At 71.8% G+C, this 26,205-nt stretch carries 20 protein-coding genes; 15 read left to right on the top strand and 5 right to left on the bottom strand.

Annotated features, from left to right (window positions below):
• Nucleotides 1-93: 93 nt before the first annotated feature.
• The 8 genes from ACFFGY_RS17770 to htpG all read left to right on the top strand — a co-directional run bounded on the left by ACFFGY_RS17770 (nucleotide 94) and on the right by htpG (nucleotide 10,839).
• Nucleotides 94-1,107, top strand: a complete 1,014-nt coding sequence (locus tag ACFFGY_RS17770; RefSeq protein WP_377045860.1) for a TRAP transporter substrate-binding protein — start codon at nucleotides 94-96, stop codon at nucleotides 1,105-1,107.
• Nucleotides 1,108-1,139: 32 nt separating this feature from the next.
• Nucleotides 1,140-3,020 (top strand): TRAP transporter large permease, encoded by a 1,881-nt coding sequence (locus ACFFGY_RS17765; protein ID WP_377045859.1) that lies wholly within the window; start codon nucleotides 1,140-1,142, stop codon nucleotides 3,018-3,020.
• Nucleotides 3,021-3,051: 31 nt separating this feature from the next.
• Nucleotides 3,052-3,591 carry a VOC family protein gene (locus ACFFGY_RS17760; protein WP_377045858.1) on the top strand — a complete coding sequence of 180 codons (540 nt, stop codon included), beginning with the start codon at nucleotides 3,052-3,054 and terminating at the stop codon, nucleotides 3,589-3,591.
• A gap of 2 nt (nucleotides 3,592-3,593) precedes the next feature.
• Complete coding sequence (locus tag ACFFGY_RS17755; protein ID WP_377045857.1) at nucleotides 3,594-4,865, top strand: ribulose-bisphosphate carboxylase large subunit family protein; 1,272 nt, start codon at nucleotides 3,594-3,596, stop codon at nucleotides 4,863-4,865.
• Entirely contained in the window at nucleotides 4,865-6,268 is a 1,404-nt protein-coding gene (locus tag ACFFGY_RS17750; RefSeq protein ID WP_377045856.1) for a four-carbon acid sugar kinase family protein, read from the top strand. Before ACFFGY_RS17755 ends, ACFFGY_RS17750 begins: the two co-directional genes overlap by 1 nt.
• A gap of 88 nt (nucleotides 6,269-6,356) precedes the next feature.
• The gene (gene dld, locus ACFFGY_RS17745) at nucleotides 6,357-8,135 is read left to right on the top strand and encodes a D-lactate dehydrogenase (RefSeq protein WP_377045855.1); all 1,779 of its coding nucleotides are present in this window, start codon (nucleotides 6,357-6,359) and stop codon (nucleotides 8,133-8,135) included.
• 129 nt (nucleotides 8,136-8,264) lie between these two features.
• Complete coding sequence (locus ACFFGY_RS17740) at nucleotides 8,265-8,747, top strand: DUF3429 domain-containing protein (RefSeq protein ID WP_377045854.1); 483 nt, start codon at nucleotides 8,265-8,267, stop codon at nucleotides 8,745-8,747.
• Nucleotides 8,748-9,003: 256 nt separating this feature from the next.
• Complete coding sequence (htpG, locus tag ACFFGY_RS17735; protein ID WP_377045853.1) at nucleotides 9,004-10,839, top strand: molecular chaperone HtpG; 1,836 nt, start codon at nucleotides 9,004-9,006, stop codon at nucleotides 10,837-10,839.
• 199 nt (nucleotides 10,840-11,038) lie between these two features.
• Here htpG and ACFFGY_RS17730 read toward each other — a convergent pair whose 3' ends face one another.
• Complete coding sequence (locus tag ACFFGY_RS17730; protein WP_377045852.1) at nucleotides 11,039-12,376, bottom strand: LLM class flavin-dependent oxidoreductase; 1,338 nt, start codon at nucleotides 12,374-12,376, stop codon at nucleotides 11,039-11,041.
• Nucleotides 12,377-12,732: 356 nt separating this feature from the next.
• Here ACFFGY_RS17730 and ACFFGY_RS17725 point away from each other — a divergent pair, with 356 nt between their 5' ends.
• Nucleotides 12,733-13,629 (top strand): LysR family transcriptional regulator, encoded by an 897-nt coding sequence (locus tag ACFFGY_RS17725; RefSeq protein ID WP_377045851.1) that lies wholly within the window; start codon nucleotides 12,733-12,735, stop codon nucleotides 13,627-13,629.
• A gap of 155 nt (nucleotides 13,630-13,784) precedes the next feature.
• Here ACFFGY_RS17725 and ACFFGY_RS17720 read toward each other — a convergent pair whose 3' ends face one another.
• Both ACFFGY_RS17720 and ACFFGY_RS17715 read right to left on the bottom strand, forming a co-directional pair.
• Nucleotides 13,785-14,336: a hypothetical protein gene (locus tag ACFFGY_RS17720; RefSeq protein WP_377045850.1), complete on the bottom strand. Its 552-nt coding sequence runs from the start codon at nucleotides 14,334-14,336 to the stop codon at nucleotides 13,785-13,787.
• Between the two features lie 69 nt (nucleotides 14,337-14,405).
• Nucleotides 14,406-15,125 (bottom strand): Crp/Fnr family transcriptional regulator, encoded by a 720-nt coding sequence (locus ACFFGY_RS17715; protein WP_377045849.1) that lies wholly within the window; start codon nucleotides 15,123-15,125, stop codon nucleotides 14,406-14,408.
• Nucleotides 15,126-15,329: 204 nt separating this feature from the next.
• On the opposite strand from ACFFGY_RS17715, the gene ACFFGY_RS17710 reads away from it, so the two are divergent.
• Complete coding sequence (locus ACFFGY_RS17710) at nucleotides 15,330-16,061, top strand: Crp/Fnr family transcriptional regulator (protein ID WP_377045848.1); 732 nt, start codon at nucleotides 15,330-15,332, stop codon at nucleotides 16,059-16,061.
• On the top strand, nucleotides 16,058-16,300 hold the full coding sequence (locus ACFFGY_RS17705; RefSeq protein ID WP_377045847.1) for a hypothetical protein: 243 nt from the start codon (nucleotides 16,058-16,060) through the stop codon (nucleotides 16,298-16,300). The genes ACFFGY_RS17710 and ACFFGY_RS17705 overlap by 4 nt, the downstream gene beginning before the upstream one ends.
• A 131-nt stretch (nucleotides 16,301-16,431) precedes the next feature.
• On the opposite strand, the gene ACFFGY_RS17700 is transcribed toward ACFFGY_RS17705, so the two are convergent.
• A complete protein-coding gene (locus tag ACFFGY_RS17700) occupies nucleotides 16,432-17,493 on the bottom strand; it encodes a PAS domain-containing protein (protein WP_377045846.1) in 1,062 nt (353 codons plus the stop codon).
• A 526-nt stretch (nucleotides 17,494-18,019) separates the two neighbouring features.
• Nucleotides 18,020-20,854 (bottom strand): SLBB domain-containing protein, encoded by a 2,835-nt coding sequence (locus ACFFGY_RS17695; protein WP_377045845.1) that lies wholly within the window; start codon nucleotides 20,852-20,854, stop codon nucleotides 18,020-18,022.
• Nucleotides 20,855-21,026: 172 nt separating this feature from the next.
• Between ACFFGY_RS17695 and ACFFGY_RS17690 the strand changes: the two genes are divergently transcribed.
• The 4 genes from ACFFGY_RS17690 (at nucleotide 21,027) to ACFFGY_RS17675 (ending at nucleotide 25,945) form a co-directional block, all read left to right on the top strand.
• Complete coding sequence (locus ACFFGY_RS17690; RefSeq protein WP_377045844.1) at nucleotides 21,027-22,721, top strand: heparinase II/III domain-containing protein; 1,695 nt, start codon at nucleotides 21,027-21,029, stop codon at nucleotides 22,719-22,721.
• Nucleotides 22,722-22,898: 177 nt separating this feature from the next.
• The gene (locus tag ACFFGY_RS17685; RefSeq protein ID WP_377045843.1) at nucleotides 22,899-23,867 is read left to right on the top strand and encodes a hypothetical protein; all 969 of its coding nucleotides are present in this window, start codon (nucleotides 22,899-22,901) and stop codon (nucleotides 23,865-23,867) included.
• Between the two features lie 31 nt (nucleotides 23,868-23,898).
• Nucleotides 23,899-25,326, top strand: coding sequence for an O-antigen ligase family protein (locus ACFFGY_RS17680; protein ID WP_377045842.1), 1,428 nt, complete (start codon nucleotides 23,899-23,901; stop codon nucleotides 25,324-25,326).
• A complete protein-coding gene (locus tag ACFFGY_RS17675; RefSeq protein ID WP_377045841.1) occupies nucleotides 25,319-25,945 on the top strand; it encodes a sugar transferase in 627 nt (208 codons plus the stop codon). Before ACFFGY_RS17680 ends, ACFFGY_RS17675 begins: the two co-directional genes overlap by 8 nt.
• Nucleotides 25,946-26,205 lie beyond the last annotated feature (260 nt).

Genomic DNA, 26,205 nt, shown 5'->3' with positions numbered 1-26,205 from the left:
GAAACGCGTTTGACGGGGAGTTCCCCGAGTTTCTACCCTCAAGACCAACAAGTCGATGCATCAAAAAGCATCAAGTTCTGGGGAAGGAACGTCATGACCATCCTGTCTCGCCGCGGTGCGCTGCGGACCGCGGCCGCCCTGCCCGCACTCGCCATGCTCGGCGCCCCGCGCCTGGCGCGCGCCGCGGAGTTCGAGCTGAAGTACGGCAACAACCTTCCCCTGACCCACCCGCTGAACATCCGCTCCCAGGAAGCCGCCGAGCGTATCGCGCGGGAGTCCAACGGGCGGGTCGAGGTCAAGATCTTCCCCAACAACCAGCTGGGCGGCGACACCGACATGCTGGCGCAGGTGCGCAGCGGTGCCATCACCTTCTTCACTCCTTCCGCGCTGGTGATCGCGACGCTGGTGCCGGTGGCGGCCATCAACGCCGTGGGCTTCGCCTTTGCCGACTACGACCAGGTCTGGAAGGCGATGGACGGTAAGGTGGGCGAGATCGTCCGCACGGCCATCGGCAAGGCCGGCCTCTACGCCTTCGACAAGATGTGGGACAACGGCTTCCGCCAGATCACCACCAGCGGTCAGCCCATCAGCGACGCGGGGGCCATGGACGGGTTGAAGATCCGCGTGCCGGTCAGCCCGCTTTCCATCTCGATGTTCAAGGCGCTGGGCTCGGCCCCCGCGAGCCTGCAGTTCAGCGAGGTCTACTCGGCGCTGCAAACGCGCATCGTCGACGCGCAGGAAAACCCGCTGCCGATCATCCAGGTGGCCAAGCTCTACGAGGTGCAGAAGAGCTGCGCGCTCAGCAACCACATCTGGGACGGCTACTGGTTCATCGCCAATGGCCGCGCCTGGCGCGGCCTGCCGGCCGACATGCAGAAGATCGTGTCGGACGCCATCAACGATGCGGGGCTGAAGCAGCGCGAGGACATCCGCACGCTGAACCAGTCGGTGGTGGATGACCTGAAGTCCAAGGGGCTGAGCTTCAACAGCCCCTCCCCCGACAGCTTCCGCGCCAAGCTCCGTCAGGCTGGTTTCTACAAGGAGTGGAAGGAGCGCTTCGGGCCCGAGGCCTGGGGCGCGCTGGAAGGTGCCGTCGGCACGCTCTGAAGCGGATCAACAGGTCAGGCGAGGGACGTAGCATGATCAGCCCGGCGGGCACCCTGCGCATCGAGGATCCCATCTCAGGCCGCAGCCTCGCGGGCGTCGCCCGGCGCCTCGACCGGCTGCTGGCAACGGTGGTGGAGAACGTCGCCGCCCTAATCCTCCTGGCGGAGATCGTGATCCTGGGGGCCGGCGTAACGGCGCGCTACGTGTTCCAGTCGCCGCTGGTCTGGTCCGACGAGCTCGCCTCCATCCTGTTCCTGTGGCTCTCCATGCTCGGCGCCGTGATCGCCCTGCAACGGGGCGGGCACATGCGCATGACGGGGCTGGTGGCGCGTGCCAGCCCGCAGGTCCGGGCACTGCTGGAAGCGCTGGCGATCACGACCTCGCTCGCCTTCCTGGTGCTGGTGGCTCATCCGGCATTGGAATACGCGCAGGACGAGGGCTTCATCGTCACCCCGGCACTCGAGATCAGCAACGCCTGGCGCGCCGCCGCGCTGCCGACCGGCATCGTGCTGATGATCGCGGCCGCGCTGCTTCGCCTCGTCCGCCACGGTTCCGCCGCGACCGTGGCGGTGGCGGCGCTGGCCACGGTGGCGGTGATCGGCGCCTTCTGGTTCGCCGGCCCGGCGCTGCGCCCGCTCGGGCAGCTGAACCTGCTGATCTTCTTCGTGGGCGTGGTGGCCTTCTGCGTCTTTGCCGGCGTGCCGATCGCCTTCTCCTTCGCGCTCGCGACCTTCGGCTATCTCGGCCTGACCACCTCCACCCCGATCGTGGTGATCGTGGGCCGGCTGGATGAGGGCATGTCGCACCTGATCCTGCTGGCGGTGCCGCTGTTCATCTTCCTCGGCGCCCTGATCGAGATGACGGGCATGGCGCGCGCCATGATCCAGTTCCTCGCCAGCATCCTGGGTCGCGTCCGCGGCGGCCTGTCCTACGTGCTGATCGGCGCGATGTACCTCGTCTCCGGCATCTCCGGCTCAAAGGTCGCCGACATGGCCGCGATCGCGCCGGTGCTGTTTCCGGAAATGAAGAAGCGCGGTGCCAGGGAGGGCGACCTCGTGGCGCTGCTCTCGGCCACGGGTGCGCAAACGGAAACCATCCCGCCCTCGATCGTGCTGATCACCATCGGTTCGGTGACCGGCGTGTCCATCGCGGCGCTGTTTACCGGCGGGCTGTTGCCGGCGCTGGTGCTGGGTGCGGCGCTGTGCTTCGTGGTCTGGCGCCGCTACCGGCACGAGGACCTGCGCCACGTCGCGAAGGTGCCGAAGCGCGAGATCGCCAGGCTCACGGTGGTGGCGCTGCCGGCGATCGCCCTGCCCTTCGTGATCCGCACCGCGGTGGTCGAGGGCGTCGCCACGGCCACCGAGGTGTCCACGATCGGCATCGCCTATTCCGCGCTGATGGGGCTGCTGGTGTACCGGCAGTTCGACTGGCGCCGGCTGCGGCCGATGCTGATCGAGACCGCCTCGCTGACCGGCGCCATCATCTTCATCGTCGGCTGCGCCACCGCCATGGCCTGGGGCCTGACGCAGTCCGGCTTCAGCCAGGACTTGGCGCGGCTGATGACGGCGATGCCCGGCGGGCGCTACGGCTTCCTGCTGGTCTCGATCGTGGCCTTCATCATCCTGGGCAGCGTGCTGGAAGGCATTCCGGCCATCGTGCTGTTCGGCCCGCTGCTGTTCCCGATCGCGAAGTCGGTCGGGATCAACGAGGTGCACTACGCCATGGTGGTGGTCTTCGCGATGGGCATCGGCCTCTTCGCCCCGCCCTTCGGCGTCGGCTACTACGGCGCCTGCGCCACCAGCAAGATCAACCCGGACGAGGGGCTCCGCTACATCTGGGGCTACGTCGCCGCGCTGCTGGTGGGTCTCGCCCTCGTGGCCGCCATTCCGTGGTTCTCCACCGGTTTTCTTTGATCCCCATTCCCAGCACGAGCGAGACGTTTTCATGAGTCGCTTCTTCGGTGAGATCCGGCAGGCCGGCTACGTCGTTCCCGATATCGAGGCGGCGATGGACTACTGGACGCGGGTCCTGGGCGTCGGCCCGTTCTTCTACAACCCGCGCGTCCCGATCCGGAACTACACCTATCGCGGGGAACGCTACGAGCCGCACAACTCCGTGGCGCTGGCCAATTCCGGCCCCTTGCAGGTCGAGCTGATCCAGACGCGCAACGACGTGCCCTCGATGTACCGCGACTTCGCGCAGGGCGGCCGCAGCGGGCTGCAGCACGTCGCCTCCTGGACCGAGAACTTCGACGCCGACCTCGAGCGCATGCTCGCCCAAGGCTTCAAGGTGGTGATGAGCGGCGAGGTCGGGGAGCGCGGGCGCTTCGTGTACTTCGACACCGAGTACCATCCCGGCACGGTGGTGGAGCTGTCCGAGGTGGCAGGGCCCAAGGGCACGATGTTCCGCATGATCCGCGAGGCCTCCGAGAACTGGGACGGCAGCGATCCGGTCCGCCCCTTTCCGGACCTGCAGAAGCTCTGACCATGCCCGAACACTTCACCGCCCGCTACCTGATCGAAACGCCGCTCGACCCGCGCAAGGTGGCCGAGGTCATGGCGGGCGAGCAGTCCTGCGGCACCTTCACCCGCGTGTCCGGCGAAACCGACGCGCTGCGCGAGCGCGCCCGCGCCGAGGTGCTGTCGGTGGAGGAACTCGCCCCCGCCGCCACACCGAGCCTGTCCAACGCCTGGCTGACGCGGCAGAACATCGGCGGCCCGTGGCGGCGGGCGCGCGTCACCATCCGCTTTCCCGCGGCGAATGTGGGCGTGAACCTGCCGACGCTGGCGGCCGTCGTCGCCGGCAACCTGTTCGACCTGGGTGAGGTGACGGGACTGCGGCTCGAGGAGGTGCTGCTGCCGCCGGCGTGGCGCGAAGCCTTCCAGTTGCCGCGGCAGGGCTTGGCGGGAACGCGGCGGCTGACCGGCGTGGAGTCCGGTCCGCTGGTCGGTTCCATCATCAAGCCCAATGTCGGGCTTTCCGCCGCGGACACCGCGGCCCTCGTGCGCACGCTCTGCGAGGCAGGGCTGGACTTCATCAAGGACGACGAGATCAGCGCCGACCCGCTGCACGCGCCCCTGGCCGAGCGGATCCCGGCGGTGATGGCCGAGGTCCGGCGGCACCAGGACCGCACCGGCAAGCACGTCATGGTCGCCTTCAACATCACCGACGAGACGGACGCCATGCGCCGCCACGCCGACCTGGTGGCGCGCGAGGGCGGCTCCTGCGTGATGGTCAGCCTGAACTGGTGCGGCTTCTCCGCCGTGGAAACGCTGCGCCGCCACACCGACTTGGCGCTGCACGGGCACCGCAACGGCTACGGCGCCCTGTCGCGGCACGAGCTGCTGGGCATCTCCTTCCAGGCCTATCAGGCGCTGTGGCGGCTGGCCGGCGTGGACCACATGCACGTTCACGGCCTTGCCGGAAAATTCGCGCAGACCGACGATGAGGTGGTCCAGTCGGCCCGTGACTGCGTGACACCGATGGCGGCCACTGTGGACGATCGGGTCATGCCCGCCTTCTCCTCCGGCCAGTGGGCGGGCACCGTGCCGGTCACCTGGCGGGCGACGGGGCATGCGGACCTGTTGTTCATGTCGGGCGGCGGCATCATGGCGCATCCCGACGGGCCGGCGGCCGGCGTGGCCTCCATCCGCGAGGCCTGGGACGCCGTGCTGCGCGGGGAGTCGCTGGAAGACGCCGCGGCCGAGCACCCGGCCCTTCATGCGGCGCTGCGGAAGTTCGGCGCGGCGGCGCGTTGATGACGCCTCCCTTCCTGGGCTGGTACGGCGACGATTTCACCGGCGCCACGGACACGCTGTCGGCCCTGGCGCGGCGCGGTATTCGCGCGCTGCTGTTCCTGGGGGTTCCCACGCCGGCGCAGCTGAGCCGTGCCGGGACGCTGGAGGCGGTGGGGATCGCCGGCGCCGCCCGCGCCATGCCGCCCGAGGCGATGCGGGCGGCGCTCGAGCCGGTGGGGCGCTTCTTCGCGGGGCTGGGTGTGCGGGTGCTGCACTACAAGTGCTGCTCCACCTTCGACAGCGCGCCGGAGGTCGGCAGCCTCGCCGTGGCGATGGACACGCTGCGCCCCGCTTTCCCGAACCGCTTCCTGCCGGTGGTGGGCGGGCAGCCGGGACTGGGGCGCTACTGCCTGTTCGGCAACCTTTTCGCGGCCGCGAGCACCGGGGGCGAGGTGTATCGCCTCGACCGTCACCCGACCATGAGCCGCCACCCCGTGACCCCGATGCACGAGGCGGACCTGCGGCGGCACCTGGCCGCGCAGGGGATGGGCCGCGTCGCCTCCCTTTCCTTTCCCGCCTACGCGCTGCCGGCCGGGGAACTCGACGCCCGGCTGGCCGCGCTGCTGCGCGAGGCGCCCGAGGCCGTGCTGCTCGACGTCAGCCGGGAGGAGGACCTCGTTCCCATCGGCCGCCTGCTGCGCGCGCGGGCCCTCGCCGCGCCGCTGTTGGCGCTGGGGCCCAGCAGCGTGGCGGAAGCCCTGGCGGAAGCCTGGCCGGGCGAGCACCAGTCCGTCGCCGCGCAGCGCGTCCCTGCCCAGCCGGAGATGGCTCAACTTGGGGCAGCCCATCCCGGTGTGGCCCAGTCCCGGGCGGCCCAATCCGGGGCGGCCCAGTCCGGGGCGGCTCAAGCTGCCGCGGCGCCCTCCGCCCCGGCCCGCAGCCCGGTTTTCGTGATGGTCGGCAGCCTGTCGCCCGTGACGCGGGCCCAACTCGAGGCCTCACCCTCCTACGAACATTTCCGCATCGGCGCCGCGGCCCTGGCCGGCGACGACGCGGCGATGCGGGCGCTGCTGGAGGCGGTGGTGAGCCGCCTGCGCAACGGCCGGCACGTCATGGTGGCGACCGAGCGCCCCGCCGCCACGGACCGGCTCGGCCCCCTCGACGTGGCGCGCGCCACCGCCCGCTTCCTCCGGCTGCTGATGGCGGAAGCGCCGGTCCGGCGCCTGGGCATCGCCGGCGGCGATACCTCGAGCCTGGGGGCGCAGGCGCTCGAGTTCTGGGGCCTTTCCTACCTCGACATGCTGGCACCCGGCGTGGTGCTCTGCCGTGGGCACAGCGACGACCCGCGGCTGGACGGCGTGGAGCTGATGCTGAAGGGCGGCCAGATGGGTCCGCCCGATCTTTTCGAGCGCTTCGCCGCTTAAGGTGCACCGCGACGGCGGCGCCGGCTTGCCCCTGGCAGCGCGCCTGCCGCACGGCCGCCACCGGCGCCGCAAGACCATGAGGAACCCCATGTCCGCGTCCTCGCTGTCCCGCCCCGAAACACGCTTCCTGTGCAGCGGCGTAGGGGACACGCCCCCGCCCCTGCCCGCGCCGGAGGTCCTGCTGGGTGATTTGCGCTCCGTTGTCGGGGCGCGGCACGTTCTGACGGGGGCGGAGGAAACCGTGCGCTTCCGCAACGGCTATCGCACGGGCGGCGGCCGCGTGCTGGCGGTGATCCGCCCGGGCAGCCTGCTGGAACAGTGGCGGGTGCTGCAGCTCTGCGTCGCCGCGGGGCGGATCGTGATCACCCAGGCGGCGAATACCGGGCTGACCGGCGGCTCCACCCCCGACGGGGACGAGTACGACCGCGAGGTGGTCGTGGTGAACACCATGCGGATGCGGCGCCTCCACCTGATCGAGGATGGAAAGCAGGTCGTCTGCCTGCCCGGCGCGACGCTCGACCAGCTGGAACAGGCGCTCAAGCCGCTGGGGCGGGAGCCGCATTCCGTGATCGGCTCCTCCTGCCTCGGCGCCTCCGTATTTGGCGGCGTTTGCAACAACTCGGGCGGCGCGCTGGTCCGGCGCGGCCCCGCCTTTACGCAGCTCGCCCTCTTCGCGCAGGTGGACGAGGAGGGGCAGCTCCGCCTCGTGAACCATCTCGGGATCGCGCTGGGCGAGACGCCGGAGGAGATTTTGGGCCGGCTGGACCGGTGGGAGGTCGGCCCCGGCGACGTGTCGCGCGACGACGGGCGCTGGGCCTCGGACCGGGAATACGTCGACCACGTCCGCGACATCGACGCCGACACGCCGGCCCGCTTCAACGCCGATGAGCGCCGCCTTTACGAGGCGTCCGGCTGCGCGGGGCGGCTGGCCGTCTTCGCGGTGCGCCTCGACACCTTTCCGGCCGATCGGGACACCAGGGTCTTCTACGTCGGCACCAATGACACGGCGGTGCTGACGCGGATCCGCCGCCACATCCTCGGACGCTTCGAGAACCTGCCCGTTGCCGGCGAGTACATGCACCGCGACGCCTTCGACGTGGCCGAGGAATACGGCAAGGACACCTTTCTGCTGATCCAGCGCCTCGGCACCGCGCGCCTGCCCCGCGTCTTCGCGCTGAAGTCGCGCCTGGACATGCTGCTGCGCCGGACCGGCCGGCTGCCGGCGAACCTGATCGACCGCGGCCTGCAGGGGCTGAGTCGGCTGTTTCCCTCGCATCTGCCGGCCCGCATGAAGGAGTACCGCGACCGCTACGAGCACCATCTCCTGCTCAAGATGTCGGACGAGGGGATCGCGGAGGCGCGCGGTTTCCTCGACAGCTTCTTCCGGGAGAACGAGGGCGGCTACTTCGAGTGCACGGCGGAGGAAGGCAGCAAGGCCTTCCTCCATCGCTTCGCCGCGGCCGGCGCCGCCGTACGCTACCGCGCGGTGCACGCGGCGGAGGTCGAGGACATCCTGGCCCTCGACATCGCGCTTCGCCGCAACGACGAGGAATGGTTCGAAACCCTGCCCGCGGAGTTCGACGCGCCGATCCTGCGCCGGCTCTACTACGGCCACTTCTTCTGCCACGTCTTCCACCAGGACTACATCGTGCGGAAGGGCGAGGACTGCCTGGCGCTCGAGCACCGCATGTGGCGCATCCTGGACCGGCGCGGCGCGGAATACCCGGCCGAGCACAATGTGGGCCACCTTTACGCGGCCAAGGAGTCGCTGCGGCGCTTCTACCGGGCGCTCGATCCCTGCAACGTGCTCAATCCCGGCATCGGGCAGACCTCCAAGTGCGTCCATTGGGGTGGCCGCACCGGCTGAGCCGGCACGGCCCGTCGGCGCCCGACAAGGCGCAGGCGCAGGCGCAGGCGGGGCGTGCCTCCGCGCCGGTCACTGGCCAAGGCTGCGTGAGCAGGGAGCCGAAGCGGCCGCCCGGTCGTTAACGCGGCCATGGACACCATCCCGACCCACCTCGCCGCCGGCACCGAGGACCCGCAGACCCGCACGCCACTCGTCAGCCTCGTGCTGGCCTACGCCGCCATGATCCCCGTCGTGGTGGGGGCTGTGGCCGTCTGGCTCCTGCCGGCGCAGGCGCCCGCCATCCTGCGCGTCACGCTGATCCTGGCCGGCGCGCTGCTGTGCTTCTTTTCCGGCGTCCGCCGCGGCCTCAGCTTCCGCCAGCCCGGCGGTCCCACGCTGACGCAGCTTGCCACCACGATCCTGTTCTTCGGTCTCGGCTTTGCCTCGCTCTTGTCCCCCTGGCCCCTGGTCTCGGTGCTCATCCTCCTCGCCGGCTACCTCGCTATGATCATCCTCGACCCCATCGCCGCCCGCCGGGGCGAGGCCCCGCGCTACTTCAGCCGCCTTCGCCCCGTGCAGCTCCTGCTGCCCATCGCCAGCCTCGCCTCGCTTCTGATCCGGTTGCTGGGCTGAGGGCGCCGCGAGCCTTCGTGGCACCTCGTGTGCAGGGACGTCGTTTCTAGCCGCACGTCTCGCCGCAGCTCGATCCGGTCACAGATGGCGACGCCTCTTACGATCGGGCGGGCGGCAGCGGCGACCGGCGCCTTCGGTGACGGCTGGCACGGGATGACCCGGGAGGCGGGTCCGGGCCGGCACGAGGTGGTCTTGAAGGCCACCCGGCTTCCTTTCATATCGCGTGGCTGATTTTCCCAGCTTCTGGAGAATGCCCGTGAGTGAAACGGTGGAGCGCCACGAGTTCGGCGCGGAGGTCGGGCGGCTGCTGGACCTGGTGGTTCACGCCCTTTACTCGGACCGTGAGATCTTTCTGCGGGAACTGGTCGCCAACGCCGCCGACGCGACCGACCGGCGCCGCTTCGAGGCCCTGACCGGCGGCGCCCCCGCCCTGCCCGAGGGCGCCGCGGTGCGGATCGTGCCGGACAAGCCGGCGCGCACGATCACCATCTCCGACCCCGGCATCGGCATGAGCAAGGCCGAGATGGCGGAAAACCTCGGCACCATCGCGCGGTCCGGCACGCGCGCCTTCACCCAGTCCCTGGCGGACGCGAAGCCGGGCGACCGGCCGAGCCTGATCGGGCAGTTCGGCGTCGGCTTCTATTCCGCCTTCATGGTGGCCGAGCGGGTCGAGGTCACGTCCCGCCGCGCCGGCGCGGAGGAGGCCTGGCGCTGGAGCTCCGAGGGGCGCGGCGACTACACCCTGGCGCCGGCCGAGCGCGCCGAGCCCGGCACCGACATCGTGCTGCACATCAAGGCGGATGCCGAGGAGTTCCTGGAGCCGATCCGCCTGCGGACCGTGATCCGCAAGTGGGCCGACCACATCACCATCCCCATCACCGTGGCCGAGGACGGGGTGGACGAGCCCGCCAACGAGGGCACCGCACTCTGGCGCAAGCCGAAGTCCGAGATCACCGAGGAAAGCTACGCGGAGTTCTACCGCCACCTCGGCCACAACTTCGACAAGCCCTGGGCCACGCTGCACTGGACGGCCGAGGGCGCGGTGGACTTCACCGCCCTCCTCTTCATCCCCGGCATGAAGCCCTTCCAGCCCGTGGAGGGCGAGCGCGACAGCCGCCTGCGCCTGCATGTCCGCCGCATGTTCATCACCGACGAGGCGCAGCTGCTGCCCTCCTGGCTGCGCTTCGTGCAGGGCGTGGTGGACACCGAGGATCTGCCGCTGAACGTGTCGCGCGAGATGCTGCAGGCGACGCCGGTGCTGGCCCGCATCCGCAAGGCGGTGACCAACCGCGTGCTGGGTGAGCTCAAGACCCGGGCCAAGGATGCCGAGGACTACGCGAAGTTCTGGGAGAACTTCGGCTCCGTGCTGAAGGAAGGCCTCTGGGAAGGCGGAGAGCACAAGGACCTCGCGCCCCTGCTGCGCTTCCGCTCCTCCGCCGTGGAGGGCTGGACCTCGCTCGCGGACTACGTGTCCCGCATGAAGGACGGGCAGGAGGCGATCTACGTCCTGTCGGGCGAGTCGCCCGAAGCGCTGGCGAAGTCGCCGCAGCTCGAGGGCTTCCGCGCCCGCGGCGTGGAGGTGCTGCTGCTGTCCGACCAGATCGACGCCTTCTGGCCGGAGCGGATGGAGCGCTTCGAGGAAAAGCCGATCCGCAGCATCACGCAGGGCTCGGTGGACCTTTCAGGCATCAAATCCGATGACGGCGCCCTCCCCGAGGCCGCCGATGTCGCGACGCTGCTGCCGCTGCTGAAGGAGGCGCTGGGGACCGAGGTGTCCGAGGTTCGCACCACCGACCGGCTGGTGGACAGCGCCGTGGTGCTGGCCGCCCCCGAGCACGGGCCGGACCTGCACATGCAGCGCCTGCTCCAGCGCGCCGGCCGCGGCTTCGGTGCCGGCCTGCCGGTGCTGGAGATCAACCCGCGTCACCCGCTGATCCGCGGCCTCGCGGCACGCGCGGAAACGGGCGAGGCGCTGGCGGACACGGCGGGGCTGCTGCTCGACCTCGCCCGCGTGCAGGACGGCGACAGCCCACGCGACCCGGCGCAGTTTGCCCGGCGCGTGGCGGAAGCCCTGGCCGGCGGGATGAACTGAGTTTGTCCCCCGGGGTGGGCCCGGGGGACATGTTCGGACAGGGCGCCGGGCACGGAAAAGTGCCCGGCGCCCTTCACCTCATTCCACCCCGTCGCGGATGGACCCCGGCTTACCTGCCGATCGGCTGATCCGCGGCCGGTCTTCACGACAGGCGGGCGGCGTGGCGAAGAACTTCCGCGCCCCGCCCCAGCCTTCGCCGTCAGACAGTTCCCCGGCTGTAGCGGTTGGCCGGTGCCGGCACGCCGAGGTTCTCGCGCAGCGTCGGCCCCGCGTACTCGGTGCGGAACATGCCGCGCGCGCGCAGTTCCGGCAGCACCATCTCCACGAACTCATCGAGGCCGAGCGGCAGCACCGGCGGGCACAGGTTGAAGCCGTCGGCGCCGCCGCCCTCCACCCATTCCTGCATGTCGTCGGCGATGTCGGCCGGCGTGCCGATCAGCACGCGCGTGCCGAAGCCGGCGGCGATGCGGGTGTAGAGCTGACGGATGGTCAGGTTCTCCCGCTGCGCCATCGCGAAGGAGCTCCGGGCCATGCTCTTGACCGCAGCACCCACCGGCTCCGGCACCGGCCCATCAACGGGATAGCCCGACAGGTCCCCGAACTGGCCGAACAGGTAGGACAGGCCGAGCTCCGGCTCCACCAGGGCGTTCAGCTGGTTGTACTTCTCCCGCGCTTCCTCGCGCGTGCGGCCGATAAAGAGCGTGACGCCGGGCATGATCTTCAGCGTGTCCGGATGGCGCCCGTACTTCGCCATGCGGCCCTTCACGTCGGCGTAGTATCGCTGGGCCGAGGCGAGGTCGAGCGGCGCGGAATACACCACGTCGGCGGAGCGCGCCGCGATCTCCAGCCCCTGCTCGGCCGCCCCCGCCTGCACCAGCAGCGGGCGCCCCTGCGGCGTGCGCTGGATGGTCAGGGGGCCGCGCACCTTGAAGTGCTTCCCCTCGTGGTTGAGCGTGTGCATCTTGGACTGGTCGAAGAAGATGCCGCTCTCCTTGTTGAAGACCGGCGCGTCCGCTTCCCAGCTGTCCCAGAGTCCCTTCACGACCTCGACGAACTCGCCCGCGCGCTCGTAGCGCTCGTCGTATTCCATGTGCTTGTCGCGGTTGAAGTTGCGCGCCTCCGCCTCGGACCAGGAGGTGACGATGTTCCATCCCGCGCGCCCGCCGGACAGGTGGTCCAGCGAAGCCCATTTGCGCGCGATGTGGTAGGGCTCGTTGTAGGTGGTCGAGGCCGTCGCCACGAGGCCGATATGGCTGGTGATGGAGGACAGCGCCGAGAGCAGCGTCAGCGGCTCCAGCTCAAAGGTCTGGTGGGAGCGGCAGAGCGCCCCGGCCGGCTCGTCCCGGGTGCGCAACCCGATGCCGTCGGCCAGGAACAGCATGTCGAGCTTCGCCTTCTCGGCGGTGCGGGCGATCCTGGCGTAGTGGCTGAGCTTCGACGCCGCGTCGGGATCAGCGGAAGGGTGGCGCCAGGCCGCGGCGTGGTAGCCGAGGTAGCGCATGGAAAGGCCGAGGCTGATCTGCTTGGGCTGCGTCATGGCGTTCAGTTCCGGGTGGTCATAGGTTCGGGTCGAGGGGCGCAGGTGGGTCACCGGGTTCCGGGCGGAGCATCAATCATGCCAGCCCAGGGGTGCGCCACCCCGACGGGCGAAACCCTGGTCGCGGGGTTGCCCGGCATCCGTCATCTCCGCCGCGGGTGCCCATGGTTGCGGCGGGCCGGCCGCGCAGGCACCCGTTCCCCAGGGCCACGAAAGCGGGCCCACGGGAGCGGGGCAAGGAAACCTGACATCCTGCGAAGCGCCTGCTCTTCCTGTTCGACCGGCATCATGCCCTAGCACCGCAGGAAACCTGCATTCATTATCCTCCGCCTATCATTCCTCCAGGTTGTGACACCATGACACCGGCCCGGCTGCGCCAGCTCGAGGCTTTCAGGGCGGTGCTCCGCAGCGGCTCGGTCATGCGGGCGGCGGAGATGCTGCGCATCACGCAACCCGCGGTCACCAAGCTGCTGCGCGCGCTCGAGGAAGACACCAACCTCGTGCTGTTCGACCGCAGCCGGCGCCGGCTGGTGCCGACCGCCGAGGCCCGGCGCTTCGAGGCGGAGGTGGAGCTGCTGTTCCAGGCCGCCAAGCGCGTCGACCGCCTGGCGAACGACATGCGCAGCGCCACCGCGGGCGAGTTCCGGGTCGCCGCCATGCCGTCGCTGGGCATGGACCTGCTGCCGCGGCTGCTGGCGCGCCTGGGCCTGGAGCCCGGGGGGCCGCGCGTGTCCATCACTGTGGTCAGTTCGCTGGAGGTTCAGGACCTGGTGCATTCGGGTCAGGTGGAGCTGGGCTTCGCCCTGCCGCTGCCCACCAACAGCATGCCGGTGGCCGCACCGACGCTGCGCATCCCCGCGGCCCTGGTGCTGCCGCCCGGCCATAGGCTGAGCGCGCCCGGCACCGTGCCGCTGGCGGCGCTGGAGGGCGAGCGCTGCGTGCTGCTGGGCCGGCAGTTCCAGTTGGGCGACGTGATCGAGGACCTGTTCGACCGCCACGGCGTGCGGCCGCTCTACGTCGCCGAAACCCAGAACGCGGCGGCCGCCTGCGCCATGGTCGCCGCGGGGATGGGCGTGGCCGTCCTGGACCCGGTCAGCACCCTGCCCTTCGGAGGGCGCCTCGTGGTGCGGCCACTGACGCCCACGGTGGAGTTTCCCGTCCAGGTCCTCGCCCCGCCGGACGCGCCCCCGTCGAAGCTGGCCCGGCACTTCATCGCCATGTTGCAAGGGGAGCTGACGACGATGCTTCGCTGACGGTGCGGTAGGAGGCAAGCGCCAGCGGGCCGGGAGCGCGCGTGTCGCGCCTTACGGGAGCGACGCTACCAGAGGCCACGCCACGGGGCGGTTCCACCGGCTCGGCGCCACTCGTCGGACCACGGAACCCGGCAACCCGGCGCCCGCCGCCCGCGCTAGCCTCCGGCCGAGCGGATCCTGCCGAGGTCCAGCGCGCCCTTAGCGCCCCAGCCTCTGGCGCCCGCCGGCACCTCCGGCCGGAAATGCTCGTAGAAGCGGAAGCCCACCCGGTTCAGCTCCGCCGGCTCCAACGAGCCCGCCAGTTCCTCCATCGCCGTCCGGACGGCGGCGAGGTGCTCGCCGAAGGCCCGCTCGACGTAGCCGGCCGCCGCCCTGGGCGAGGCCGGCCGGTCGTGGTCCAGCGCCCGCAGCGCACCCCCTTCCTCCACCACCGGCACGTCGCGGCCGAGCAGGTGCACGGCCCGCGGCTGCGGCTCCCGCGCGGCCCGCTGCCTGCGCGCCTCGTCGCGCAGGTCGCCCGCTTCCTCCGCCGCCTCGGTGATGCCGATCGCCCTGGCCTTGACGCGGGCGCTGGAGCCGGCGACGGCCCGACCCAGCGTGATCGCCGCGTCGCGGTCGTGCCCGAGCCGCTCGGCCACCACGGCGGCCCACAGGGTCAGCACCGGCGCCCGGTTCACCTTGATCGTCTCGTGCTTTGCCCCGGCCATCGCCGCATCCCCGTTCCTGCTGCCCCTCAACGGGCGGCAGGGGGCGCGGGATGCGCCGTGCGCCGCCCGTTACGGTCGCATGTGGAGGTAGGTGGGGTCGAACTCCGCGAAGCTGCGCAGCCGCGGCACGTCGGGAATGGTCAGGCGCTTGTTGTGCAGCGTCACCAGCCCCTCGGCCCGGAGATGCTGCAGCATGCGGTTCACGTGAACCGGGGTAAGCCCGAGAATGTCGGCCAGGTCGATCTGGGAGAGCGGGAAGTCGTAGCTGTCGGCAGAGGCCAGCTCCACCGCCTGCAGGCGCAGCAGCAGCTCACAGAACAGGTGCGCGAGTTGCCTGTCGGCCGGACGCCGGCCCATGCCCGCCAGCCATTCGCGCAGCACCGCCTCGTCCACGAGCGTGGCCCACCACAGGGCACGGGTGATGTTGGGGCTGACGGAGACCAGGTCCGCCACCATGCCGCGGCTGAGCCGCGCGACCCTGCACAGCGTGAGCGTCCCGATCGCATGGTCCATCTCGCCCAGGATCGTCACGTGCAGGTCGCAAAGGTCGCCCGGCAGCAGCAGCGCCACGATCTGCCGCCCCCCGTCGGGCAGCACCTTGTAGCGGCAGGCGAAGCCTTCCAGCACCAGTTGCACGTATTCGGGGCGCGCCCCTTCCCGGATCAGGTCCTGGCGGGGGCCGATCAGGTGGGTTTCGCGCGAAACGCCCTCCAGCAGGGCGCGGTCCTCGGGCGTGAGGGCGGCGCCATGGGCCAGCTTCAGCACCAGCGGGCTGGGCTTCCCCTCCATCGTGTCACCCCCGGATACGACGATCGTTACGAATCATAAACCATGTTATACGGAATCGCAGCGGGAGCGTTTAGGCGCGCGCCTCCGCGGCGAGGGAGATCGCCCGGCCTCGCGGCGCCGGGTTCGCGATACCGGGTTCATGCAATCGGGCGCTGGGAAGCGGTTCAGGCCGCTTCGCGCGTCCCCCTCCAGGGAGGCTTCAGGATGTCGGGTGCCGACCACGATGCCGGACGGCAGCACCTCCTGCGGAAGCTCCAGAGCCTCGCCAGGCTTTCCGCCGACGATGCCGAGGCCATCCTGGCGCTGCCCATGGATGTGCAGACCTGGCCGGCGAATCATCCGCTGGTCCGGGAAGGAGACACGCTTTCCGCCTGCCAACTCATCCTTGACGGCTTCGCCTGTCACCACAAATCCCTACCAGACGGGAGCAGACAGGTCGTGTCGTTCCACATCCCCGGAGACTTCCTGGACCTGCAAGGCCTTCAACTCGGCACCATGGACTACGGTGTCAGCACGCTGGTGCCCACCGTGGTGGGCCGCGTGGTGCATACCGCCCTGCATGAGTTGACCTGGCGGCATCCCCGCGTCGCGGCGGCCCTGTGGCGCGACACGTTGGCCGATGCCGCCGTACTCCGCGAATGGATGCTGTGCCTGGGCCGGCGCACCGCGCGTGAACATCTGGCGCACCTGCTGTGCGAGGTGGCGTGGCGCTTCAGCATCATATTGCCACCGGTGCACAGCATGCCGCTGACGCATGACGACCTTGCCGACTCGATCGGTCTCACGCGGGTGGAGGTCAGCCGGGAACTGGAGGGGCTGCGGCGCGACGGTCTGATTGGGCTGCAGCCTTCGGGAGTTGCGGTTCTGGACCTTGATGGCCTGGCGCGCGTCTGCGACTTCACGCCGGCCTACCTGCATCAGGACCGCGCCACATGACGCCTGACCTGCGCCCCGTGCGCGTCGACACCGGGAGCTCGGACGAGGAAGGTCGGCTCGTGTTCGTCGCCGACCGGCTGGTGGCGGTGCTGGTGCAGCTGTCGGATCAGCATGGCGAGATGGCGGGCCACTGGTTCCTGGAGCACGGCTTCGGCGGCGTGGGCGGACCGAAGCGTCCGACCTTCGCCAGCCTTCAGGCGGCGGAGCACTGGATCTGCCACCGCCTCGGTGAGGAATGACGCGGCGCCTCGCGCCGGGCACGAGCCGGCGGTGATGGTTCCGGCCTCGCGCGGCACCGGACACCCCGTGCTGCCGCGCGGGGCGTGATGCCCCGCGTGCCGGTCCCGGGCGCCCCTTGGGAGCGGGGCGGCTATGACAGGCCGGGCTCGCAGCGCAGGCGGATCAGGCAGATCACCCCTTCCGGCCGGAAGTCGAGCTGCGCCGAGCCGCCCTCCTCGGCAGCCAGGCTCCGCTCGATCACGCGGGAGCCGAAGCCCCGGTGCACGGGCTGCGACACCGGCGGCCCGCCCGTTTCGCGCCAGGTGACCACCACCTCCGACGGCCCACCGGCCTCGGCCGGCTCCAGCACCCAGCTCACCTCCACCCGCCCCTCGGGCGTGGAAAAGGCGCCGTACTTGGCGGCGTTGGTGGCGAGCTCATGGAAGATCGAGTTGAGCGCCGTGGCGGTGCAGGGGTTCAGGGGCACCGGCGGCCCCGCCGCCTGCGTCTGCCCGGTCGCGCCGTAGGGTTCCAGTGAGCGTCCGATCACCTCGGCCAGCGTTGCCGCGCTGGCGTCCAGCAATTCGTGCGAACGGGCCAGCGCCGCCAGCTGGGCGTTGAAGGCCGGCCCGAAATCGCCCCCGGCACCCGCGTGCCGCGCGGCCAGGGCATACACCGCCGCGAAGATGTTCTTCACCTTGTGCCGGGCTTCGGCGAGCAGGAACTCCGTGCGCTTCTCGGCGTCGCGCGCCGCCGTGCCGTCGCGCATGATGTTCAGGAAGCCGCTCACCCGGCCCATGTCGTCGAGCAGGGGCACCATGGCGCCGACGGCCCAGAAGCGGGTGCCGTCCCGGCGCACGTGCCAGCGCTCGTTGGGGGCGCTGCCCTGGTCGAAGGCCCGCCAGAGCTCGCTCACGAACACGCCGTCCGCCCGGTCCTCGGCGGTGAAGACGATCGCCCCGGACCGGCCCAGGGCCTGCGCCTCGGTATGGCCCAGGAGGCGTTCCGCGCCCGAGTTCCAGCCGGTGATCCGCCCGCCGAGGTTGAGCGCGATGATGGCGTAGTCCGTGGCGCTCTCGGCGATCAGGCTCATCTGATCCGCTTCGCGGCGCAGTGCCCGGTTCGCCGCCGTCAGCTCGACGACGCGCTGCGCAAGCTCCTTGTAGGAGGGGGGCGGATGAGGCGCGGCCTCGCCCTGCGGGGGCAGTTCCATCACCGCCGTGTACCTGCCTGCTGACGAAGGCAGATGCCGATGTCCGTGTTCAGGTGCTTCCATGCCGCGGATGTTCAGCCAGGCCGCCTTTGCACGACATTCATCTAGGTTAGGACAGAAACAACTTGCGCGTGTTTTCGACCGAAGCAGCATCCCTGCCGGGTTCCTGTGTTCGTTTCGACACAGCAACTTATGGTGCAGTGTGCCGGACGGGTTGTTTCCACCCTTCGCCGCGATGGTGGGCAGGCTCGAACCGCAGGTTGAGGATCTGGGCGAAAACATCACCGCGCCAACACCCCCGGAACCCGGCCCGCGCCGGCCGCTCGGGGGGGGCCGTCGCCAGGCACGCGCGGCGACGCGAGGGGAACCCGCTGCGGCCAGTCTTCCCGCACAGTACGACGAGTCCGCACGCCCGACCACGCCGCGCGAGCCGCCGGCAGCGGGCGGAGGGTAGGACGCACAGGGTAAAGCGAGGGGAAGGCCCGGGAGGACGGCCCAGGAGGACGGCCCAGGCTGGCCAGCCGCCTCAGCGCGCGTTCTTGGAGATCACCGCAAGCGCCGCGGCGCTGACGCTGACCTGTCCCAGCACCTGCGTCAGGTCGCGGATGAAGCCCCAGGTCTCGTAGGGGCTGGGATCCTGCGGCACCACCACGAGCGAGCCCGGCGGCACCGGCGGACCACCTGCTTGCCAGGCACCGAGGCCTGCCGGCACCGACTGCCCGTTGGGCAGCACCACGAAGGCGCGGCTGCCGTCGGCGAAACGCTGCGCCCCGCCGGAGCCGCGGACGTAATCCGAGGCGCGCCAGCCGGTGGTGAACTGCAGCGAGCCGGGGTTGAGCACCGCGCCCACCACTGTCACCTCGTTGGGCCGCTTGGGCACGGCCAGCAGGTCGCCCGGCTCCAGCAGCACGTCGAGCTCGGGGCGCGCGGCCAGGATCACCGGGTTGGCTTCCACCGCCATGCGGCCGGCGGCGCGCGCCTGGCGCAGGGCGGTGGCCATCTCGCGCCCCGCGTTGATGGCGCCGCCGAGGTCGCCGCCATTGGCGCGCGATCCCGCCACCGCCTGCCCCGCCGCGACCTGGATCAGGCTGGACTCCAGTTCGCGCGCCGTGCGGTCGAAACCGTCCTGCTGGCGCTGCCGCACGCTCTCGCGCGTGAACACCGCGCCGTAGGGGTAGGCCTGCGGCGTCAGCCCGCCGGCGCGGGCGATCAACTCGCTCAACCGCTCGCCGCGACGGATGTCGTAGGTGCCGGGGCGGACGAACTCGCCGGTCAGCGTGACGGGGCCGATCTCACGGTCGCCGAAGCCGCGCGGGATCCGGATTGCGTCGCGCGGGGAAAGGCGCACCGCGGCGAAGTTGCGCGACCGGAGATCGAGCTGCAGGCGCGTCAGCGGGATGGCGCCGGCCTGTTCCAGCGGCTCGCGCGCGAATTCCACTGCCGCCAAGTCGGCCGTGTCGCCGGCGCCGCCCGCCGCGGCCAGCACCTGGTCGAGGCCGGTGTCTTCCAGGATCGGGTAGAGGCCCGGCAGCCCGACCTCGCCGGTCAGCAGCACTGTCTGGTCCAGCAGGAAGGGCAAGATCGCCGGGTAGTCGAGGAAGACCTGCGGACAGGGTGGGTTGCCGATATCGGGGAAGCCGGCGCCGCGCGCGTGGGCGTAGCGCAGCGGGCTGGCCTGCGCCGCCACCGCCAGGGCTTGCAGCGCCGGGCAGTCGGTGGGGCTGGGCAGGGCGGCGGGCACGGGCGCGCTCAGCGCGGCGCTGCTGGCGCCCGGCGTGCCGCTGTCGCCCGGGCGCTGCGTGGTGCCGGCGGTGACGGTGACCGGCAGCACAACGGGGGCTGACATCTCACCGCGCAGGGCGCGCTGCACCGGGGGCGAGCTCAGCCACAGGATGTCGCTCTGCGCCAGGATGATGACCTCGTCCGCCTCGCGCAGCGGCAGGTCGGCCTCGCCGCGCAGCACGCGGCCGAGATCGAAGCCCACGAAGCGCCGCACCCGCGTTGCCGGGTCGACGCGCCACACCACGCCCATCCGCACGTAGGGATCGGGGCGGATCACCCGCGGGTCGCTCAGCAGCTGGCGCAGGCCGAAGCCGCCGCCGCGCCCGCCGCCGGCCGATCGCGTGACGGGGGCGAAGACGTGTCCTGTGAGGCGGAGCGCATTGGCAGCGACGTCGGCGCCGGGTTGCACCACCACCGCGTCGCCGCGGCGCAGGGGGGCGGCGGGCGCGATCTCGGCGAAGGCCCGCCTGCCGCCGGCATCGGTGCCCTGGAGCAGGAAGCGGTTGCCCGACGGGCGCAGCGTGTCGCCGGCCAGGTTCAGCACGCTGCGCAGCGGCGCGGCGCCGGCCCCGGGCGGCAGCTCGTAGATGGCGGGCCGCGTCACGTCGCCCGCCACCGCCACCACGCCGCCCAGCGGCGGCACCACCACGCGCTCGCCTTCGCGCAAGGACAGGTCCGGGTTGCTGCCGGTGCCGACGATGGCGCCGTACAGGTCCACGGTGCGGGCGCCGTTCGGCCCCTCGACCCGGATGGCGCGCAGCGTGCCGGTGCGCTTGACGCCGCCCGCCGCGTTCAGGGCATCGAGCAGGCTGGTGAGCGCGGGCAGCGGCTGCAGGCCGGGGCGCACCACCTCACCCGCCACGAACACGCCGATCTGCCGGGTCTGGCCGATCGAAACGTAGGCCTCGGAACCGCCGAGCTCGCTCGCCACGCGGTTCTGGATATCGGCGCGCAGGTCGCGCAGCGTGCGGCCGGCGGCGGGAACGGGCTGCATGTCCGGCATCGCCAGCATTCCGTCGCGTCCGATGCGCAGCGTGTAGGAGGTGCGTGCCCGCCCGCGCAGCGCGATCGCGACCTCATCGTCACGGCCCAGCACGTAGTCGTCTGGCAGGGCGCCGGTGGCCACCGCGGGCGCGCCGGGGCTGGCCGGGCGGAAGGTGTCGTAGCCGAACTGGCGCAGCGGCGGCTGCTGGTCCGGCAGGCGGGCGGCAAAGAAGTTCTCGGTGCCCGACAGGGGCTCCGCCGGGGCGGACGCGGCGGTGGGGGCGCTGGGCAGGGTGGAAAGCCCCTGGGCCGGGAAGGCCATTGCCGGAGGCGGTGCCGCGGAGAGCGGTGCGGGCGAAAGACTGGTGCCGGAACGGCCCGAGGCGGCGTCGAGGATGCGCTGCAGGACGTCGGTCTGACCCTGGCCCGACAGCGAGCTCAGCGGCAGGCCCCCGGGAAGCGTCGGCGGAAGCTGGGGCGGGCTGAGCATCGGCGAGGCCGCGCCCGTCTGCGCGGCGGCCGGATGGCTCCAGCCAGGCGCCAGGGCCTGCACGAGCACCAGGATCGCCACGGCATGGCGGGATAGTTGTTGCACGCTCATCCTGAGCCCCCCGGCTCCGGGCACCCCTCAACCCGGGCGCGACCAACAAGGTAGATCTTCCACCTGACAGGCGCGCAACCTTGCTCTACCACGCGCTTGAATGGCTTTCCAAGCGCCGCGACTTCTTCTTCAGCTCGACGCGGCCTGGCGTCTGGGACCGACGCCCGTGAGCCGGGCGCTCGGCCACCGGCTGCGCATGATCGGCGGCGTGACACGGCGCGCCCTGCCGGACCAGCCGGTGCCGGAGGGGCCCTTCCTGCCCGCCGGGTCGCTCCCGGCTCTGCCCGAGGTGTTGCGCGACGAGCTGGTGCCGGTGCTGGCGGCGGCGGCCGCTGTGGGCGACCCGGTGGCGCACGGCCCTTTCGACCCGCGGGAGCACGCGCTGCGGATCGACCTGTTCCGTCCTGGCGACATCCGACCGGTGTGGGAACGGAACCGGCTGGCCGAGATCCCGACCCTGGCGCTGGCGCACCGGCTCGACCCCGAGGGCGGGCACCTCGTTCGAGCGGAACACTGGCTCGCCGCCTGGTGCCGCGCCAATCCCCCTTACCGGGGGCCGAACTGGGCCTGCGCGCAGGAAGCCTCGCTGCGGATGCTGCACCTGATGCTGGCGCATGCCCTGTTGGGCGGCGGCGCGGCGTCACCGGGGCTGCGGGCGCTGGCGGCGGTGCACGGGCGCCGGATCGCGGCCACGCGGCGCTACGCCGAGGCGCAGGACAACAACCACAGCATCAGCGAGCCCGCCGGGCTCTTCGCCTGCGCCCTGGCGCTGGGTGAGGACGCCGTGCCGCACGGGGACGCGCTGAGCCGCGCGGTGGAACGGCTGGTGGGGCCCGATGGCGGCTTCGCCCAGGTGTCCACCCAGTACCACCGGCTGCTGCTGGACGTGCTGTCGGTGGCGGAATGGCTGCGCCGGACCTACGCGCAGCTGCCCTTCCCCGAACCCTTTTCCGCGCGTGCCGCCGCCGCCGCGCGCTGGCTGCTGCGGCTGGTGGACCCGGTCACGGGCGCGGTGCCGTTGCTGGGCCATGGCGACGGCTCCCGCTTCGCCGACCTGTCGCTGTGCGGCGCGACCGACGCGCGGGGCAGCGCGGAACGCGCGGCGCGGCTGTTCCTGCGCGCCTCGGCCGGCCACGCCCATGACCCGGGCTGCCGCTGGCTGGAACTGCCGCGCCCGCCGCTGCTGCGCGCCGAGCCGCGCTGGGTCGCCGAGGGCAGCCGCGGCTGGAACCGCGACGGGGCGCGGCTGCTGCTGCGCACCGGGCCGCTGATCTTCCGCCCCGGGCAGTCGGACCTCTTGCATCTCGACCTTTGGGACGGCCCGGTGAACCTGCTGCGCGACGGCGGCACGCTCAGCTACAATCCCGCGCCGGAGGACCTCGCGGTCGCGCAGGGGCTGGAGGACGCGGCGGGACACAACACGGTGGTGTTCGACGGAGCCGAGCCGATGCCGCGCGCCGGCCGCTTCCTGCGCGCCCGCTGGCCGGACACGGGCGAGCTGGCCGATGGTGCCTGGGTGCTGGACCACCGCGGCAACCGCCACGCGCGGCGGGTCAGCGGGCTGAACCGCGCATGGGTGGTGAGTGACGAGCTCGCCGGTCCGTTCCGTCGCGCCACGCTCCGCTGGCGCCTGGCCCCGGCCGCCTGGGAGATGGAGGCGCAGGGCCTGCGCTCGCCGCTCGGGCGGATCTCGATCTCGGCCGACGCGCCGCTGCGACTGTGGCTGGAGGAAGGCTGGGAAGCGCCGCGCTACGGCCAGCGTCGGCCGGTGCCGGTGCTGCTGGCAGAAGCGGAGGCGCCGGTGAACTGGATCGTCACCCTGATCCGGCTGCCGCCGCGCCCAGGGGATTCTCAGGCGTGACGGGCGCGGCCTGAAGCGCCTCGCCCCGGCAGAGCTCGGTTCCTTACGGTGCTTGGCCGCGTCCCGGGGGCCACAGTTCCTCCCCTTCCGGGCGTGACCACGATGGGCGGCGCAATCCCCGGTTGCCCATGACCCCGGCTTGCCGGATGGTCCGCCACAGGACCATCGGGTCGCCGGATGCCGCTCAACCTCTTGTTGCACCTTCTCTGGCGCCTCCGCTGGCGCATGGCCGTCGTGGCCGCGGTGATCCTCGCGCTGGGCATCACGCTGGTGCTGCTCTGGCCCCGGCAATACGTGGCGAGCGCGGTGATCGCGCCGGCCGAGACCACCGGCCTCGCGACCTCGACGCTGATCCAGAGCAACGCGGTGCTGCAGACCGGCAGCCTGCTGGACAACCGGCCGGGCGGGAACTTCGCGGTGTACCTGGCGCTGCTGCGCTCGCCCGAGGCGGCGGCGATGCTGGCGCGCGACACCCGCCTGCCGCAGTGGCTGACGCAGCAGCGCGGCGCGGGGCTGATGGGCTGGGTGCGCGACACCTTCGGCCTGCGGATCACGAGCGACAGCGACGACCTGGAGCGGTGGCTGGAGCGCAACCTCGCGGTGACGCAGTCGCTCTCGGCGGTGACGGTGACGCTGGAGCTGCCGCATCCGGACCGCGAGGTGGCGTTGGACGCTCTCACGCGCCTGCACGCCTTTGCCGAGGACAAGGTGCGCGCCGACCTCGCGGAGCTGGCGGCGCGACGCACCGCCACCCTGCAGGACCGCCTGGCGCGTGAGCGCGACGTGTATCTCCGCACCCCGCTCTACGACCTGCTGGCGCAGCACCAGCGGGCGTCGCTGGTGCTGCTGGCGGACACGGCAGTGGCGGCGCGGCTGGTTTCGGCCCCCTCGGTGGATCTGGCGCCCACGCTGCCCAACCGGCCGCTGCTGATCGTGCTGCTGCTCGTGGCCGTGCCGCTGGCGACGGTGCTGGGCAGCGCCTGCCTCGTGCTGCTGCGGCTGCCCGACGAGGCTGCCGCCGGTGCGGTCCCGCCCGGCCCCGCGCCGCCCGCCGCGATGCCCGGCAGCCAGGCGGAGCCCCACCCGGGCGGCCACCGGCACGGCGGCGCCTGGGCGGAGCCGGTGCTGCGCGGCCCGCCGCCGTGACCCCTGCGCTGTTCCGCCAGGGGAAGAAGCCTTGCTGACGGGTGCGGGGCGGGTGGAGACCACGCGACGCTGGGCCGTGCCCCTGTGGGTCGTGCCGCTGCCGCGCGCCGGGTCCCCGGCGGCGCTGGCGGGGCTGGCCGGCGCGGTGCTGCAGATGGCGGGCGCGCTGAAGTCGGCGCCGCAGCTCAGCCTCCTGCCCTTCGACGTCACGCTGGCCGCGGCGGCCGCGCTGCTGCCGACCCTGCCCTGGCTGGTGGCCTCGCGTCGCTGGACCCTTTGCCCGTCGATCGCCCTGCCGCTCGGTTCGGCCGGGGCGCTGTGGCTGTGGCTGGTGATCGCCGGCACCTGGAGCGCCTCCACCGATATCCTGGCGCAGAAGCTGCCCGAGGCGGTGCTGCTGGGCCCGGCGATGCTGCTGGCCGGGCTGCTGATCGGTGCCGACGACGCCGCGCGCCGCTGGTTCACGGGCACGGTGCTGATCATCGGTCCCTTCGTGGCGGCGGGCATTGCCTGGGGCCTCGCCTCCGGCACGGCGGTGCTGGGCGGGCTGGTGGGAGCCAGCGACGCGACGCGGGTGCAGTACCAGCTGGCCGGGCTGGCCATGGCCTGCTCGGCGGCACTGGCGGCGCTGCGGCTGGTGGAAAGCCGCGCCGGCGGATGCGGCCGCACGGCGGGCATGGCGGAACCGGCGCTCGCGGGCGTCCGCAACCAAACCCTGCCCCGCACCGCACCGCCCCCTCCTGCCCCACTCCCTCCTGCGCCACCCCGCCCAAGCCCGCACCGGGCTGCCGTCGCGCTGCGGACGCTGTTCCGGCCATTGTTCTGGGCGCTGCTGGTGCTGGGGCTCGCAGTGGGCGCCCTGTTGCCGGGTGGGCGCGCGGCGCTGCTGTCACTGGGCGGGGCAGTGGTTCTGGCGCCGGCGGCCCGTTTCCTGGCGGCGCGGCGGTGGCGGATGGCGATGGCCTGGGTAGGTGCGGCGGCGCTGGCCGGGCTGCTCGGGCTCGGCATCCTCCTGTCGGATCCCGACCGGGCACAGGGGCTGCGAACGCTGGAACGCTTCACCGGCGAAGGGATCGCGGCCTCGGCGCGCCCCGTGCTGTGGGCGGCGGCGCTGGACTGGGCGGGCGAGGCGGCGCCGCTGGGCCTGGGCACCGGGGGCTTCACCGTGGCCGCCGGTTACGGCGAGCAGCGCGGGCTTTACCCGCACAACCACGCCCTGGAAGCCCTGGCCGAGGGTGGGCCGATCGGGCTGCTGCTCTGGCTCGGCTGCTTCGGCGGCAGCGCGGTCGTGCTGCTCCGCCGGCTGCCGCGGCTCGACCCCGGCCGGGCGGGACGGCTGGTGGCCGTGACGTTGCCGGTGGCGCTCGGTGCCATGGTGTCCACCGACCTCGGCAACCGCATGGTGTGGTTCGCGCTGGGCCTGGCGCTGTCCGCCGCGGTGGAGGTGCGTCGTGTGTGACGGGGCCGCCCACCGTCCCGGCGTTTACGAGCGCTGGGGAAAGCGGCCGCTGGAACTGCTGGTGGTGCTCCTGCTGCTGTTACCGGGGCTGCCGGTCCTCCTGCTGCTGTCGGGGATGGTGGCGCTGCGCCTCGGCCGGCCGGTGCTGTTCCGGCAGTTGCGGGCGGGGCGGAACGGACAGCCCTTCACCCTGTGGAAGCTGCGCTCCATGCGCCCCCAGCGCTTCGAGGGCGAGGAGGACGCGCCGCGCCTGACCGCCTTCGGGCGCCGGCTGCGCGCCACCGGGCTGGATGAGCTGCCGCAGTTGCTCCACGTCCTGCGCGGCGAGATGAGCCTGATCGGACCGCGCCCCCTGCCACCCGACTACACGCCGCACTTCACGGCGCGGCAGCGGCTGCGGCTGCGCGTGCGGCCGGGGCTCCTGGGCCTGAGCGTGGCGCGCGGCCGCAACGCCCTACCTTGGCAGGAGCGGCTGGAATGGGATGCCCGCTACGCCGAGCGGGTCAGCCTGCGGGGGGACGTGGCGGCGGCGCTGGGCAGCCTCGGGGTGCTGTTGCAGGGGCGGGGTGCCTCGGCCCCGGGACATGCCACGAGCCCGCGACTCGGCAGCGGGAACTGACTGCGGGCGCGCGCCCGCGCAGCACACGGACAAGCATTAGCGAAGCAATTCCGGCACAATCAGAGCGCAAGCAAGTAGTTCTGACGAACATTCTGTTTTGTTCTACAGAACAAATTGTCACTCCTCTGTGTCCGGCATGCAGCGAATTAAGCTTTCCGAGAAATTTTAAGCTTTTCGGTTACCAAAGGTTGAATTGATTCCTTGCGCTCGCGCCGCACGAGCATTTGTTGTGAGTGCACGGCGGCATCCGAGCCCCGGCA

The sequence above is a fragment of the Roseomonas elaeocarpi genome (assembly GCF_042433915.1).
Classification (GTDB): domain Bacteria; phylum Pseudomonadota; class Alphaproteobacteria; order Acetobacterales; family Acetobacteraceae; genus Roseomonas; species Roseomonas elaeocarpi.
This window is presented reverse-complemented; position numbering and strand designations above follow the sequence as displayed.